Genomic DNA, 13975 nt, shown 5'->3' with positions numbered 1-13975 from the left:
TCCTGATGTTTGCACACAGTTTCTTAGGGAATCAGAGTTAAGCGTTGATTGAAATTGCACGAGGGAGAAGCCCCGATGTTTCAAAATCTGACCGTTTTTGAGTCGGCACAAGCGATGGCGATACATGCCGGTCAAAGGCAGGCGGTGATTGCGCAAAATGTCGCAAACGCCGATACGCCTGGCTACGTTGCACGTGACCTTCCAAGTTTCACGGATATCTATGGACCGGGCGAAGGTTCTGCTTTTTCGCAGCGCGCCACGCGGCATTCTCATATGAACGGCAGTCCATCAAACACTGCCGAAGCAACGACAGAACAAGATAAGTCGTTCGCCTCACCAGATGGAAACACCGTTTCGCTGGAAACTGAAATGCTGCGCGCGACCGAAGCAAAGCGGCAACATGACAGATCCCTGGCTATCTACAAATCGGCTCTCAACATTCTGCGTTCTAGCTTGGGACGCCAATAGGGAACTTCCAATGAGCGAATTTGCAAAATCTCTCTCGGTGTCCGCCAGCGGTCTAAAGGCTCAGGCATCTCGTTTGCGTCACTTGTCTGAAAATATCTCGAACTCGGACACACCAGGCTATAGGCGCAAGACCATACCGTTTCGGACAGAGTTCGATGCCGGCCAAGGCGTTGCCAATGTCGAGGTAGGACGTATGTCGCTCGATGATCGTCCGCTTGCGCGTATTTATGATCCGGGACATCCAATGGCAGATGAAACGGGCCACTATGAAGGGTCGAATGTAGACCTGTTGATCGAGTTGGCCGACGCGCGCGAAGCACAGCGCAGCTACGAGGCAAATCTGAAGATATTCGAACAAACGCGGCAAATGTCGTCCAGCTTGATGCAACTACTGCGCCGCTGAATGCGCGCACCTTGAAGGAGATCCAGAATGGAAATCGCAGCACTATCGGCCGCTCAGAACTATACGGCACTTCGACCGGCGACGCAGCCTGGTCAAGGCACCGGCGGCAGTGTTTTCGGCAAGGTGGCCGTGGACTTTGCGCAGACACTTGCACAAGGCGAGCAGGTCGCAAAGAACGCAATGATCGGTCAGGCAGATCCACATGCGCTGGTGCAGGCCCTTGCCCAAACCGAGCTTGCTGTTGAAACAGCTGTCACCGTACGAAACAAAGTTGTCGAGGCCTATCAGGAAATCCTGAGGATGCCTGTCTGACATGTTGAATGAAGTCATCTTCTTCGACACATTGCGTCAGGGTCTGTGGATTGCCGTTGTGGTTTCCATGCCGATACTAACGGTCGCCTTGGTGGCCGGGGTATCCATTGGTTTGGTGCAGGCACTTACATCCATTCAGGAAATGACTCTCACATTTGTGCCCAAGCTCGCAGCAATTGTCGTCGTGTTCTGGTTGTCGATGGGCTTCATGACACACACGCTCGTTTCATTTTTTCAAAGCCGGATTATCCCGCTGATTATCGGAGGTTGATATGGACAACACCGGTTACATAACGCTTACACGCCAGTCCGGGTTGATGCGTGAAATGCAGATCGTTGCAAACAACATCGCAAACAGTGCAACAACTGGATACCGCCAAGAAGGTTTGGTCTTTTCAGAGTATGTGCAAGGCATGCGAGGCGGACCATCCCTATCGATGGGCCACGGCAATGTCCGAGAGACATCTTTCGTTCAGGGTACATTGACCCAAACTGGTGGAACTTACGATTTCGCGATTGAGGGCGATGGTTTCTTTCTGATCCAGACACCCGAGGGTGAGCGCGTTACGCGGGCTGGCAGTTTCTCTCCGAATGGACAAGGCGATTTGGTTACGCCTGACGGTCACGCTGTTCTGGACGCTGGCGGCGCCCCAGTATTTGTTCCTCCGGGGGTAAGGGCGCTGTCGGTGTCTCCCGACGGATCGATCAGCGCAGATGGAGCGTTTGTAGGTCAGATCGGCCTTGTTGAACCCGTAGATCGGACAACACTCATCCGCGAAGGGGGGTGATGTTTAGCTCTGACGCGGGGTTCGAACCATCAGATACCGCGCGAATTTTGCAAGGTTTTGTCGAGGAATCCAACGTCGATCCGATAGGTCAACTTGCAAGGATGATCGAAATCCAGCGGGCTTATGAGATGGGTCAAGACTTTCTCAATTCTGAAGATGAACGGGTCCGTCGTGCGATGGATGCCATGTTGAAATCCAACTGAGGAGACTTCAATGCGCGCTCTCAAAATCGCTGCGACGGGCATGTTGGCCCAGCAAATGCGGGTGGAAACAATATCCAACAACCTCGCAAACATGAGCACGACGGGGTACAATGCGCGACGCGCTGAATTTGCCGATTTGCATTATCAACAGATGACACGGCCGGGTGCAATCAACGCGTCAGACGGAACGGTCTTACCAACGGGTGTCCAGCTGGGATTGGGGGTCCGCCCAGCTGCAGTGTCAGTGCATTTGGCACAGGGTTCGCTTGCTGCAACCGGCGGTGATCTTGACTTGGCCATCGATGGTAATGGTTATTTCGAAGTTACATTGCCTTCCGGACAAACAGCGTACACTCGCGACGGTGCACTCAAACGAACTGGCGAAGGACTTATCGTAACGTCTGATGGCTATGCCGTAGCGCCTGAAATTGTGGTTCCTGAGGATGCGCGCAGCATCTCGATCAACGGTGATGGCGAAGTCTATGCCTATTTCGCGGATGCGGCCGCAGGGCAGCTAATTGGCCAATTTGATTTGACTGGGTTTTCCAATCCAAAGGGATTGGAAGCCCTTGGCAGCAACCTGTTTGCCGAGACCGATGCGTCTGGTCCACCGGTTGTCACGACGCCGGGCCTTGATGGTCTTGGGACATTGCGCCAGGGCTATCTCGAAGAAAGTTCAGTGGATGCGGTTCGCGAGATTACAGATTTGATTGCTGCGCAACGCGGATACGAGATGAACTCAAAAGTAATCTCAGCCGCCGATCAAATGATGGGTGCAATGACACAAATCCGATGAAGCGAGCGCTGATCATAACTTGCCTGATTGCTACCTCAGTTTCGGCGGACATTGTTACGCCGACCCGAACCTTGCGGCCCGGGACATTGATCACGGCAGCGGATCTGACAGTTCGCGATGGTGTGCAAGCGGGTATGTTCGAATACGTGTCCGATGTCGTTGGACAAGAAGCAAGAACAGCGCTCTATGCAGGCCGACCAATTCCTTTCGAAGCAATTGGTGCCCCGGCAGTGGTGAGCCGAAATCAGATTGTGCCTTTGTTTTTCAATGCAAACGGCCTGTCTATTGCAACCGAGGGGCGTGCTTTGGAGCGTGGCGGCGTCGGTGATCGCGTGCGCGTTATGAACTTGAGTTCTCGTTCCACGTTGTTCGGTTTTGTTCAAGAAGACGGTTCAGTGAAAGTGACTCGATGAACTTGTTATCCATTAGAAATATAAAGAAAACATGCGCTACGGTTGCTTTGTGCGGTCTAATGTCTGCATGTGGCCGCGGTGACCACCTTGGCAAACCGCCAAGCTTCTCGAACCCGTTGGAAACACGCGAGCACTCAGCAATGGTATCGGCCAGCCTGCCGCTTACGGTGGATGAGGTTGGCCCCGCGGATCGCGCTTCACTTTGGAGCGGACAACGATCTTCGTTGTTGGGTGACCGACGCGCTGTTCAGCGGGGCGACATCATGACAGTTGTGATTGAAATTGACGAGCGAGCTGAAATCTCCAATGAGACGGATCGGTCTCGGAGCGGTACTGAAAGCCTGCAAGTGCCGCAGTTGGGCGGACTGCCGCAGAGGTTGGACGAAAAGTTGCCGGAAGGGGCGTCATCTTCTGATCTTGTCTCGATTACCTCCAAGTCCGGATCAAGTGGTGATGGGTCCGTCAAACGCAAGGAGAAGTTGACGTTGCGCGTGGCAGCGACTGTTGTTGATGTCCTGCCGAACGGAGTCTTGTCAATTTCAGGTTCCCAAGAATTGCGTGTCAATTTCGAGATGCGTGAACTTCTTGTATCCGGTTATGTTCGCCCGGAAGACATCTCGCGCAAAAATGAAATCACCTATGACAAGATCGCTCAAGCACGTGTGTCCTATGGTGGCCGCGGTCAGATCACTGATGTCCAGCAACCCAGGATTGGTCAGCAGGTCCTCGACGCAGTCCTGCCATTTTAGGAGTGATTAGCGTGAAAAAGCTACTTCCATTGATTTTTCTTGCCGTTGGAGCGGGTGCCGGTGTGGGTGCCGGTGTCTTTTTGAGACCGGTTCCTGAACCTGCTGAAACCATGGATATGGAAAAGCCTGCCAAGCCGTCAGATTCTGCTCATAAGGCCGAAGATTTGACGGATCGTGAATACGTCAAGATGAATAACCAATTTGTTGTGCCGGTTCTGCGAGATGGCGCAGTGCATGCTTTGGTGGTGATGTCGCTTAGTCTTGAAGTACCTGCCGGGCAAAAGGATGCAATCTATTCCCATGAGCCAAAGCTAAGAGATTCCTTCCTTCAAGTTTTGTTTGATCATGCGAACGTTGGCGGATTTGACGGCGCTTTCACGGACGCCAACAACTTGGCAGTCATACGCGGTGCATTGCGTGAAGTCGCAATTAAAGACATCGGTGATCAGATCTCAGATGTGCTCATCGTTGAGATTGCTCGTCAGGATTACTGAAAACTGACCTAGTTAACGATGTCTCTATGGCTTCGTTCAACGCATGGGTTTTGCGCAGCCGCTGCCTATCGAGCTGTTGTTTCTCTGACAGCGCGTCAGTGATCAACTTTTTCCCATTTGCCTTCCGGTGTTGCGCGACAAGCTCTTCCTTTTGTGCGAGCACCTGGGCCAGTTCAATGTTCAACCTTCGCCGGCTGTTTTCTAACCATTTCAGCCAAATGATATCTGCACCGATGGCACGCAGTTCTGAATCTGAAGCAGGCTGGCAGTGGGTCTCGTGTGCGAGACCTTGAAGTCTTGCCAGTTCCGACCGCAGAGATGCCTCCCGCGCCCTGAGTTTTGAAACAGCCTGCTCGCTGTGCTGAAACTTTAGATCTGATATCTGTTTGAGGCGGAACCAGTTCATTGTCACAGACCGTCGCGCACGTGCTGGCGCATCTTGTCGGCGAAGCGTATTGCTGCGGCGACAGCTACATAGTGGTCTGGATGAATTTCATCTCCAATAGATGTAACCGCATGCAAGGTGCGCGCTGTTGGTGGGTCACTATGTATTGGAACACCATTGCTTTGAGCAATTTCCCGAATGCGGAATGCAATCTCGTCAACACCCTTTGCAACACAGACGGGCGCCGTTCCGCTTTCGCGCGTCCACTTCAATACAACCGCGTAGTGTGTCGGGTTGACGATAACCACATCAGCCTGTGGCACATCTGCCATCATTTGCTGCGTTGCAATGGCTTGAGCACGTGTGCGCCGCTCTTGTTTCAGATGCGGATCGCCCTCAGAGTTCTTGGTTTCATCCATGATCTCCTTTCTCGACATCCGATTTTTGCGAATATGCTCATGGTGCTGCCAAACGGCATCGATCCCACCCAAAGCCGTTGAAATAAGAACAACCAGGAACAAAAAAGCCACGCAGACTTCTGCTAGAAGAGACACGACCAAGCCAGGCGAAGTTTGTATTGCACTCACCATGTCTGGCAACCGCGCGTTGAGAAACATGGCCAGGCCCCCTGAATAGAGGAGTAGCTTTACAAAGCTCTTGCCAAATTCAAAGAACCCGCTTCGACCGAATTTTTGTTTAGCGTTCTGTATCAATGATATCCGAGACAGCTTTGGTTGCAGTTTCGTTGGTGCGACAACAAATGCACGTTGGGCAAGTATTGCACCCAAGACCGCGAGCCCCGGCACAACAAAGATAGGCATAAGCGCGACGGATGCACTTAACAGAATGCCCCCGATCACCGCAGATTGCCCACCGCTGAACAGAACGGTGGCGAAGTCTTCGGATTGATCCAATATGACCTGCATGCTGCTACCGAATGACGTCACACTCTGTGCGCCGACGGCAACAAGAGCCAATGTGAGCCCGGCATATGCTGCCGCGGTCTGCAGGTCAGTTGATTTCGCAACCTCACCTTTCTTTCGCGCTTCGAGCAACTTCTGCGGCGTCGGGTCGAACGACTTGTCGTTGGCATCATCTTGATTGCTCATCTGCGTACCTCCAACGGAGATGCCATGAATTGATCAAGAGCCGATAGCCAAACAGACAGCATTATGGGTGCTGCCAGAAAGAGCAGGAACAGACCACCCAGTGTAATGAGGGGTGCGCCAACAAAAGCAACCATGAGTTGCGGCATGGCCTTGTTAATGACGCCGAGCGCGAGGTTATATAAAACAGACATTATGACGAAAGGCGTTGCCAGCAAGAAGGCAAGTTCGAACGCGTATGCGATCTGTGTCAGCCCCCAATCCGCAACATCGTTCGGCGATAGAAACAGCCCCATGGGCAGAAAAACGTAAGAGTGAATGAGCAACTGCGCCGCTTTGATGTGCAAGCCAGCCATCACGGCAAGCGCGACAGCTCCAATTGTGAGTACGTGTCCCATGGCCGGCAGCGGTTCAATCGCGGCGCCGCCCATGATTTGGGATAGGGACGTAGATTGGGCCGCAATTGCACCAGCGGTTTGTAGGGCCAGTATGAAGAGACGAACACCAAGTCCAATGATTCCTCCGGACAATGTCTCGGTCATGGATAGAAGCATAAGGTTCTCGATCGTAAACGCTGGCGGCTCTTGCGGAACAGCGGGTGCGATGATCAACGTGAACGCAACTACGAGGACTAGCTTAATGCGGGCAGGAACCGACTGTTCGCCAAACCCTGGCAGCAAAGCAACTGTAGCACCCACTCTTAGCAGCACTACAAAGCCGACCCAAAGCTGAGTCTGTAGCAGTGAGATAGCTTCGGCTGCAGCGATCATGCGGCAACAACACCGACAAGTGCTGGGCGCGCATCCAATCCTAATTCTTCGAACGACAGAACGGGGTTGTTGATACCCTTGGCGCGCATCATCGTCTTCAAGAACCGGCGCCGACGGGTGTTTGTCACAATCGCGGGGAAGATGCCTTGGTCGCCGGCATCTTGCAGTTTTTCAGATACGTTTTCCGCCAGTCGATTAAAAAGTTCAGGCGGCAGCGCAATGTCCAGCCCTCGATCTGCATCTACTTGGTAGCTGGAGAATGTATCCTCCCATTCTGGAGCTAGTTGAACAAGTGGAAGGGTCCCGTCATCCCGCCGAATGCCCGATACAATCTGAAAGCCCAGGCGTTGGCGAACGTGCTCACAAATCGCCTCCGGCTGGGCATTGAGCGCGCGCGCTTCAGAAACGGCTTCTAAGATCAAAGGCAGGTTTCGGATCGATACTTGTTCGTCCAGCAGAAGTCGCAATACGGCGTGCAAGATGTCCATAGGCACTTTGTCTGGAATCAGAGCGTCGAGCATCTTGCGATTGGCTTCTGCTCTGGTCGGGTCCGACACAGCTTTCATCTCTTCCAGCAAGCGCCGTATGGACTTCAGAGTCAGCAAACGGCTGAAGTTTTGCTTGATAACCTCAAGAAGATGCGTTGCCAGGATTTCAGTCGGTGTGACCAGAGTAACACCAGCTATGGCAGCAACTTCCTGGTCCTCAGTCGCGATCCAGCGGGCTGGTGCCCCATATACTGGTTCTGTGGTGTCTTCCCCTTGGGGAACATCGTGGGATGTTTCGAGAGCCAACGCCAAGACTTTTGTTGGCTTTATTGTGCCGCTCGCTTGTTCGACACCCTGAATCCTGAGGACATATCCGCCCGTCGGAAGTCCCGCGTTATCTGTCAACCGGATTTCGGGAAGAATGACTCCAAATACAGTTGCAACATGCACGCGCATGTTCGCAATTCGAGCATCCAATCCAGTGCCTGGATCAAGCACCATGTTGACAAGGTCCGGAGCAAATTCGACGTGAATGTCGTCCAGTTCCAATACGTCGCCCAGAGTTCTTTCAGGAATTGGGTTTGCAGAGTCTTCCGGCTCCGGTGTGATTAGCTCGGCTGCTCTTGTTTTGCGTTTGATCAAGAATGCAGCGGCAGCGAGGACTCCCGCCCCGGCAACAAATGGTAGGATTGGCAAGCCGGGCACAAGACCGAGCAAAGCCATCAGCACAGCGACGGTCGTCAATGCGGCGGGATGTCGGCCTAGCTGGCCAAAGACGGCCAGGTCGGTTGCACCTTTTGCTCCTCCTCTGGCCAATAGTAGCGCGGACGCAATCGAAATCACGACGGCAGGAATCTGGGAAACAAGGCCATCCCCAACAGTCAGAATGGCATAGGTCTCAAATGCATGGCCAAGTGGCATTCCATGCACCGCGACACCCATCACAAGTCCAGCGACCAAGTTCAGAAGTGTGATCAACAAACCTGCAACGGCATCGCCTTTAACAAATTTGGAGGCACCATCTAGAGATCCAAAGAAGGTGGTCTCTGCCTGTTCAAGTTCGCGCCGTGCTTTTGCTTCCTGGTGGTCGATGGCCCCCGCCGACATATCGCTGTCGATGGCAAGCTGCTTGCCAGGCATACCATCCAGTGCGAAACGCGCTCCAACTTCCGCCATGCGGGTTGCGCCCTTGGTTATCACCATGAAGTTGACGATTAGCAAAACGCAGAAAACAACCAGACCAAGAAAAACACTTCCGCCCATAATGAATTGTGCAAAGCCTTCGATAACTTCGCCTGCGGCATGTGTGCCCGTGTGTCCTTGACCGATTATCAGCTTGGTTGATGAAACATTCAGGGATAGCCGAAGCATAAGGGACGCCAAAAGGATTGTGGGGAAAGATGAGAAATCCAACGGGCGCTCAATAAAAAGCGTGATCGTAAAAATCAGAATTGCAAGTGCGAAAGAGGTGGCCAAACCGATATCCAGAACCCAGGCTGGCATGGGTAAGATCATCATGACGATAATTGCCATAAGTGCGACCGCTAGCAAAACGGTCGGGTTGAAAGCGGACGATACTGAAGTCTTCATCCTATCAAAAACTCTCTGTTTTTCTACTTTTTATTATCATTTCGCTTCCTAGGTATTGCGGTACGAAAAGGAATTACTATCACTCGAGATGAGCTCAAAAGCTTCACTAAAAGGAACGTGAGTGAAGTGTTTCGCCTGACGCTGATGTTTGCCCTCGACACTCGCCAGTGGGTACGACGCGGCAGACAGTTCCTTGCATCCGTGATACGCCTCTGTCAATTCTATGGCAGATCCAGTTAAATCCATGCAGGTTTAGATTTAGTAACTAAAAAACTCTGTAAGTTTTCTAGTTTTGCAACCTGCCGTGAGTAGGGTATGCTTCCAACAACTGCTCAATTGCGCGGCGTGCAGTTGCGCTTTCCTTTAGCGCCCCTTGCATGCGATTCAACATACCAGTCGAAGTATTCGAGGTGTCCAGTCTTGATGAGGTTGCTTCAGCCACTGCGCCGAGGACTGGGTCATCTGATCCAAGAAATTGTTGCCAGTTCTCAGAAAGCCATGCAGCTCGTGTGCGCCCGTCTTCGTCTCCCAAACCTGAGAAAAGCTTGTATGCAGCGTCGTGATAACCCGCATTGATGTTCGCCTGTGCTCTTAAGCTGTCGGCGGAATCGCCCGCTACCCCACCGAGGTGTGCGAGGGCTGCACGCGGCTGAGACAGACCCAGGGATATTTGGGCAAGCAATACTTTTCTTTGTCGTGTCACAGGTGTGCCGGTCTGTGTCGAAAGAAACTCCTTAGCTTCTGCAAAAAACCCAAGATTTGCCAACCGTTGAGCCAGTGCATCTGTGGTTTTCGTAGACATGGCGTTGTCTCGCTCGGCAATCGCAGGAAATGCGTGCTTCAAAAAAGTTGTGTCGTTTGCAATTTGGGCGAGAAGAAAAAGTAATGTGGAGTAAAGCGTTTCGGCATCTGAAATGCTGCCACTTGGCCGCATAAGCTGAAAAACATCGAAGGCTGAATCAAACTGGTTAGACTTTGCTAATGCCAATACATGCGTGCTTTGTAACTGCTCGCCGAGAGGGTCATTGCGCATCTCGATCGCATAAGCTTCGACCAAGGTGGCGATGTCTTCGTCGATCTCAATTTCTGCGTCTAGCTGAGTGTTCACGTATCGGATGAGTGCTTCGGCGGATTGTTGATCATTGGACGCAACAATGGCTTCGAGCCTGCCTTGTGCCGCTTCAACGTCCCCCCTGGTTAGTTCTATGTCTGCCTTGGCCAGTTCAGCGGCACTGGGCAATGGTTCCACGGTGCGTTCCAGTCCGCGCAATGCCGCAGCCGCTGCAACTTCATCGCCATACTTCAGCAGCTTCCTGCTTAGCGTAGGCGCGAGGAAGTTGCGCAAATGTATTGGTAAACTGCTCAACGCCAGAAGCGCAGCACTGCTGTCAACGGATGAAGATGGTCGCAAGTTCTGGGCTGATAGGATAGCCCATAGTGCAACATCCGAGTCGCAATCGGTGAAGTTCCCAAGATAGTTTTCCGCCTGCGCCGATCCAAACTCCATGACATCAGCAATGTCGACGAGTGCTCTGTTTGCAGGTGCCAAATCGGCGTCCATTAACAACACTTGCTTCGCCTCAGCACCGAAACCGAAATGAAGATAAAGTCGCGCCAGTTCAACGGCAACGTTCTTGTCAATCTTGTCAAACTCGGAAAATAGGGCGCCTCTTAGTAAGGAAATTGATGTCGCAAAGCTGGTCGTGCCTCCCCAATCCTGAACGCGCACTTCTAAGGGGTCGATGCACTGCATGCCGAGTGTTGTGGATGTATCCCGGACTTCTGCATTTGGCACATCGCTGCTGGATGTTATGCGTAGATTACCGCTTGGCAGCCCAGTTTGTTCTTCTTCAAACGCCTGTATTGACGAATTGAATATACTTGTGTCGATCTGCGGACGTTGTTGTCGTTGGGGCGCGGTTACACTAAGATCGCTCGGCTGCAGAATGCCCGTGGTCGCGGCAAAACCAATCCTGTTAGCGAGCTGTTCCTGCGCTTTTTGGAGGCTGCTCACCTCAGTTGTACTAGGTGCTTCACTCAGCAGGAATGTTGGCGCTTCCTCAGCTACGGGTGCGTCTAAACTGGCAGGTGGATTGCTGACAGATAACTCATTTCCAGGTTGATCTGGTGTAAAACGCAGCTGTGTTGAACCTACGAACTTCAGCGAGGACAATCCAATGTTCTGGTTTTTGTCAGTTGATCTAGTTGTAAGCGCACTGACATCAATCACGAGCATTGGGCCAGAGCGAAAAACGTCTGCCTGACATTCGCATCCATACTTTATGTCAAGCGACGTTGCATCTCCATCAACGGCGCTGACGTAAGTCTGACCGATGCGATTAAATACGCGAGAGGTATCAAAACCGTCGGTATGGCCAGTAATTGTGACGGTGATGCCCGTAGCCGTCTTTTCAAGCGACCACTTCTTTTCTTTGGGAACGTCCAGAACAAGCCTGGCAAATGTATCATGCGCACCTGAGCGAACTGGAATTTCCCCGCTGTAGGCAGTCCCAGCCACTAAGGTGAACAAGACAAACAGTTTGAAGGTCAACGTCATGCCGCGTTCTGTTTTACAGATTTCAATGCATCTTCCAGATCCGAAAACGAGGGTCGGCAATGCGACGGCGTATTCTGACGCCCAACCTCAATACAGATGTTAGTTGCGTGATTGTGTAGATTCGCCACAAGCACTTCGCGGATAAGCTGATAGAAATGGCTGTCCTCTTCGACAACTGCTTTTACTTTTGCTGCAAACGGCCCCACGAGACCATATGCTAGGAAAACACCAAGGAAGGTACCAACAAGCGCCCCACCGATCAGCTTGCCCAGTATTTCCGGTGGTTGATCAATGGATGCCATCGTCTTGATCACACCGAGAACCGCCGCAACAATCCCGAGAGCAGGCAAACCATCCGCCACTGTTTGCAACGCGTGGCTTGAATGGAGCGCATGGTGCATGTTTGTCTCCATTCGCTTTTCAAGCACCTCTTCGACCTGATGCGGGTCATCGTAGTTCATGGATGCCGAGCGCATTGTATCGCATATGAGCGCCGTCGCTTCCCCATCTGCAACTATCTTTGGGTAGCGAGAGAAGATGGACGAGCTCTCTGGATCTTCGATGTGTTCTTCGATTGCGACCGGGTTTTGGCGTGCTAATCTGATCAACTCAAACAACAGGCAGAGCAATTCCTTGTAGTCCTCGTGCGCCCATTTCGGACCTTTGAATACTTTTCCCAAGTCTTTGACAGTGTGTTTGATCTCGGACATAGAATTGCTGATTAGGAAGGCCCCTACTGCCGCGCCGATGATCATTGTCATCTCGAACGGCAATGACTTGAGAATAATTCCCATCTTCCCACCGGCAGCCAAGTAGCCACCGAATACCATCACAAAGATGGTTACAATGCCAATAATCCCGATCACTTCACGATTCCCTCAATGCGTTTGACCATGACGATTGCAGACTGCGGTTAATAAAGCTTCACGCAGAGTCAGTTTTTGGGTGCACGCGCATTTCGCCCCGCCAGGATTGCGCTAATCGAATAAGCGGACTCTGGCGTTAGCCCAGCCATTACTTTTGCCGCTATCTCTGGTCGCATGCGTCCAAGAAACCCGGCTGCAAACGCCGGCTCCATTGCTCCAAACAATGCGGCTGCCTCTTTTGGTTTCATATTTTCATAAACTACAGTCAATTTCGACAGATCATCTTCTGCGGCGGTTTGTGCGATAGACAATGTTTGACGCAACCGTTGCTCCGCATTTTCCAATGCAAAAAGGCGCCTTTCGATCTCAACTTGCGCGATATCCAACGCCTTAGAACGCGCAGCAAGTTCACCTTCAAGTTCATTCACTCTGGCCTCGCGCGCGCGCAATGCATCCAGCAGGGATTTGATGTCCGTTTCCCGTTCTTCGAGCGGCTCTGAGGTTATGGGTTGAGCGGCCAATGGAAGAGAGAAACCATCTTCCGGGTCTACCTCGGCAAGCGCTGAATTGGCGCCTATGCCGATGCGTATCACGGCCGATCCTGCAAGCAAGGCAGCCAACAACGTGATTGAACCACGGTTGGAGAAGTAAGACTTTTTCTTGGCTTTCATTTTCCTCCTCCCACGGTTCGGCGGGTAAAGATTGGCTCACTTGGCTCGACCGGAGCACTGGATACTTTTTCGGGTTCTTTTGTTTTCGGAACGTCGTGCAGAGCAGCCATTTGCAATTCGAGCCGCCGCGCTATTTCTGCAGCACGCTGCGTTGTATCGCTCAGAGCTTCGGCGGATTCTGCGGCCGTTTTTTGTGCGGCCTCAAGTGTCCTTGTCAGATCGTCGACCTGCGCGGAAAGGACGGCTACAGCGCCGCCCACTCCTTTTTCAAGATCGTTGAACCGCTTAAGTCGGCGGCCCAGAACGAAGCAATAAAACCCGGCACCCAATGCGCCCGCTACTAGCAAGATATCAGCTACGAGATCCATTCATTCACCATTAGCTTAATACGAATTCCATGATGAGCAGGTCGTTGACCCGCCCTGGTCCGGCGACAATCTGCACGCGTCGCAACATTTGAGCACGCAATCTGGTCAGCGCCGCGGGGCTTTCTATGTCCGCGGTTTCAATCGCGCGTAGATAGCCGTTCAAAACGTCAACAACGCGCGGAAGCAGAGATCTCGACATCGGACGCATATTGTGATGGTACCTCCAGCTGCGCCCTGAAGCGCAGATGACGGCTGTGAGAGTTGGGCGCCAGCGATATTACCATCGGTTCAACCGGGACAAACGCTACGTCAGGCAGATCTGCTGGCGATGACTTGTCCAATTCAGGCTGAACACTTGATTCGGGCGCTAGAATCAGACCCGAGAATGTTGCAAAGAAGCCGCCGCCAGTGCCGAGAAGCAGCGCAACAACACCCATAATCAAAGGCATCTTCGAAGGTTTCTTGACTTCCTCATCAGTATCGACGGCTGCGTCTGTCATCTGGATCCTACTCAAAAATGATCGAAAACAGATTTGCCACAGATCAAC

The 13975-nt window shown here is 52.3% G+C and carries 16 protein-coding genes and 2 pseudogenes; 9 read left to right on the top strand and 9 right to left on the bottom strand.

The window, feature by feature from the left end; all coding sequences use genetic code 11:
* Positions 1–75: 75 nt before the first annotated feature.
* The 9 genes and pseudogenes from ACZ1HN_RS04795 (at position 76) to ACZ1HN_RS04755 (ending at position 4626) form a co-directional block, all read left to right on the top strand.
* Positions 76–468 (top strand): FlgB family protein, encoded by a 393-nt coding sequence (locus tag ACZ1HN_RS04795; protein ID WP_472726670.1) that lies wholly within the window; start codon positions 76–78, stop codon positions 466–468.
* Between the two features lie 10 nt (positions 469–478).
* Positions 479–871, top strand: coding sequence for a flagellar basal body rod protein FlgC (gene flgC, locus ACZ1HN_RS04790; protein WP_299204168.1), 393 nt, complete (start codon positions 479–481; stop codon positions 869–871).
* A gap of 27 nt (positions 872–898) precedes the next feature.
* Positions 899–1183 (top strand): flagellar hook-basal body complex protein FliE, encoded by a 285-nt coding sequence (fliE, locus tag ACZ1HN_RS04785; protein WP_472726669.1) that lies wholly within the window; start codon positions 899–901, stop codon positions 1181–1183.
* A gap of 1 nt (position 1184) precedes the next feature.
* Positions 1185–1454, top strand: a complete 270-nt coding sequence (locus ACZ1HN_RS04780) for a flagellar biosynthetic protein FliQ (RefSeq protein ID WP_472726668.1) — start codon at positions 1185–1187, stop codon at positions 1452–1454.
* A 1-nt stretch (position 1455) separates the two neighbouring features.
* Positions 1456–2174 (top strand): annotated as a pseudogene (locus ACZ1HN_RS04775) (flagellar hook-basal body complex protein).
* Positions 2175–2184: 10 nt separating this feature from the next.
* Positions 2185–2970, top strand: a complete 786-nt coding sequence (gene flgG, locus ACZ1HN_RS04770) for a flagellar basal-body rod protein FlgG (protein ID WP_299204180.1) — start codon at positions 2185–2187, stop codon at positions 2968–2970.
* Positions 2967–3383, top strand: coding sequence for a flagellar basal body P-ring formation chaperone FlgA (gene flgA / locus ACZ1HN_RS04765; RefSeq protein WP_472726667.1), 417 nt, complete (start codon positions 2967–2969; stop codon positions 3381–3383). The genes flgG and flgA overlap by 4 nt, the downstream gene beginning before the upstream one ends.
* On the top strand, positions 3380–4132 hold the full coding sequence (gene flgH, locus ACZ1HN_RS04760; protein ID WP_472726666.1) for a flagellar basal body L-ring protein FlgH: 753 nt from the start codon (positions 3380–3382) through the stop codon (positions 4130–4132). Before flgA ends, flgH begins: the two co-directional genes overlap by 4 nt.
* A gap of 11 nt (positions 4133–4143) precedes the next feature.
* A complete protein-coding gene (locus ACZ1HN_RS04755; protein WP_472726665.1) occupies positions 4144–4626 on the top strand; it encodes a flagellar basal body-associated FliL family protein in 483 nt (160 codons plus the stop codon).
* Here the strand turns inward: ACZ1HN_RS04755 and ACZ1HN_RS04750 are convergent.
* From ACZ1HN_RS04750 to ACZ1HN_RS04710, 9 genes and pseudogenes are all read right to left on the bottom strand, one after another.
* Positions 4595–5032: a hypothetical protein gene (locus tag ACZ1HN_RS04750; RefSeq protein ID WP_472726664.1), complete on the bottom strand. Its 438-nt coding sequence runs from the start codon at positions 5030–5032 to the stop codon at positions 4595–4597. The two genes, ACZ1HN_RS04755 and ACZ1HN_RS04750, sit on opposite strands and share 32 nt — an antisense overlap.
* A gap of 2 nt (positions 5033–5034) precedes the next feature.
* The gene (gene flhB / locus ACZ1HN_RS04745) at positions 5035–6120 is read right to left on the bottom strand and encodes a flagellar type III secretion system protein FlhB (protein WP_472726663.1); all 1086 of its coding nucleotides are present in this window, start codon (positions 6118–6120) and stop codon (positions 5035–5037) included.
* A complete protein-coding gene (locus ACZ1HN_RS04740) occupies positions 6117–6887 on the bottom strand; it encodes a flagellar biosynthetic protein FliR (RefSeq protein WP_472726662.1) in 771 nt (256 codons plus the stop codon). Before ACZ1HN_RS04740 ends, flhB begins: the two co-directional genes overlap by 4 nt.
* Positions 6884–8965: a flagellar biosynthesis protein FlhA gene (gene flhA / locus ACZ1HN_RS04735; RefSeq protein ID WP_472726661.1), complete on the bottom strand. Its 2082-nt coding sequence runs from the start codon at positions 8963–8965 to the stop codon at positions 6884–6886. Before flhA ends, ACZ1HN_RS04740 begins: the two co-directional genes overlap by 4 nt.
* Positions 8966–9251: 286 nt before the next feature.
* Positions 9252–11522 carry a hypothetical protein gene (locus tag ACZ1HN_RS04730; RefSeq protein WP_472726660.1) on the bottom strand — a complete coding sequence of 757 codons (2271 nt, stop codon included), beginning with the start codon at positions 11520–11522 and terminating at the stop codon, positions 9252–9254.
* Positions 11519–12388: a flagellar motor stator protein MotA gene (gene motA / locus ACZ1HN_RS04725; protein ID WP_299774323.1), complete on the bottom strand. Its 870-nt coding sequence runs from the start codon at positions 12386–12388 to the stop codon at positions 11519–11521. The genes ACZ1HN_RS04730 and motA overlap by 4 nt, the downstream gene beginning before the upstream one ends.
* Before the next feature lie 68 nt (positions 12389–12456).
* Complete coding sequence (locus ACZ1HN_RS04720) at positions 12457–13059, bottom strand: MotE family protein (protein WP_472726659.1); 603 nt, start codon at positions 13057–13059, stop codon at positions 12457–12459.
* A complete protein-coding gene (locus ACZ1HN_RS04715) occupies positions 13056–13427 on the bottom strand; it encodes a hypothetical protein (RefSeq protein WP_472726658.1) in 372 nt (123 codons plus the stop codon). The genes ACZ1HN_RS04720 and ACZ1HN_RS04715 overlap by 4 nt, the downstream gene beginning before the upstream one ends.
* A gap of 10 nt (positions 13428–13437) precedes the next feature.
* Positions 13438–13927, bottom strand: a pseudogene (locus ACZ1HN_RS04710) (flagellar basal body-associated FliL family protein).
* Positions 13928–13975 lie beyond the last annotated feature (48 nt).

This window comes from Tateyamaria sp. GN1-10 (assembly GCF_055693845.1).
This window is presented reverse-complemented; position numbering and strand designations above follow the sequence as displayed.

Bases quoted from the DNA above. Each gene is read 5' to 3' on its own strand.
- flhA (WP_472726661.1), bottom strand. From the start codon at position 8,965: ATGAAGACTTCAGTATCGTCCGCTTTCAACCCGACCGTTTTGCTAGCG.
- ACZ1HN_RS04715 (WP_472726658.1), bottom strand. From the start codon at position 13,427: ATGGATCTCGTAGCTGATATCTTGCTAGTAGCGGGCGCATTGGGTGCC.
- flgC (WP_299204168.1), top strand. From the start codon at position 479: ATGAGCGAATTTGCAAAATCTCTCTCGGTGTCCGCCAGCGGTCTAAAG.
- ACZ1HN_RS04780 (WP_472726668.1), top strand. From the start codon at position 1,185: ATGTTGAATGAAGTCATCTTCTTCGACACATTGCGTCAGGGTCTGTGG.
- ACZ1HN_RS04795 (WP_472726670.1), top strand. From the start codon at position 76: ATGTTTCAAAATCTGACCGTTTTTGAGTCGGCACAAGCGATGGCGATA.
- flgG (WP_299204180.1), top strand. From the start codon at position 2,185: ATGCGCGCTCTCAAAATCGCTGCGACGGGCATGTTGGCCCAGCAAATG.
- ACZ1HN_RS04730 (WP_472726660.1), bottom strand. From the start codon at position 11,522: ATGACGTTGACCTTCAAACTGTTTGTCTTGTTCACCTTAGTGGCTGGG.
- ACZ1HN_RS04740 (WP_472726662.1), bottom strand. From the start codon at position 6,887: ATGATCGCTGCAGCCGAAGCTATCTCACTGCTACAGACTCAGCTTTGG.
- flhB (WP_472726663.1), bottom strand. From the start codon at position 6,120: ATGAGCAATCAAGATGATGCCAACGACAAGTCGTTCGACCCGACGCCG.
- ACZ1HN_RS04720 (WP_472726659.1), bottom strand. From the start codon at position 13,059: ATGAAAGCCAAGAAAAAGTCTTACTTCTCCAACCGTGGTTCAATCACG.
- flgA (WP_472726667.1), top strand. From the start codon at position 2,967: ATGAAGCGAGCGCTGATCATAACTTGCCTGATTGCTACCTCAGTTTCG.
- fliE (WP_472726669.1), top strand. From the start codon at position 899: ATGGAAATCGCAGCACTATCGGCCGCTCAGAACTATACGGCACTTCGA.
- ACZ1HN_RS04750 (WP_472726664.1), bottom strand. From the start codon at position 5,032: ATGAACTGGTTCCGCCTCAAACAGATATCAGATCTAAAGTTTCAGCAC.
- flgH (WP_472726666.1), top strand. From the start codon at position 3,380: ATGAACTTGTTATCCATTAGAAATATAAAGAAAACATGCGCTACGGTT.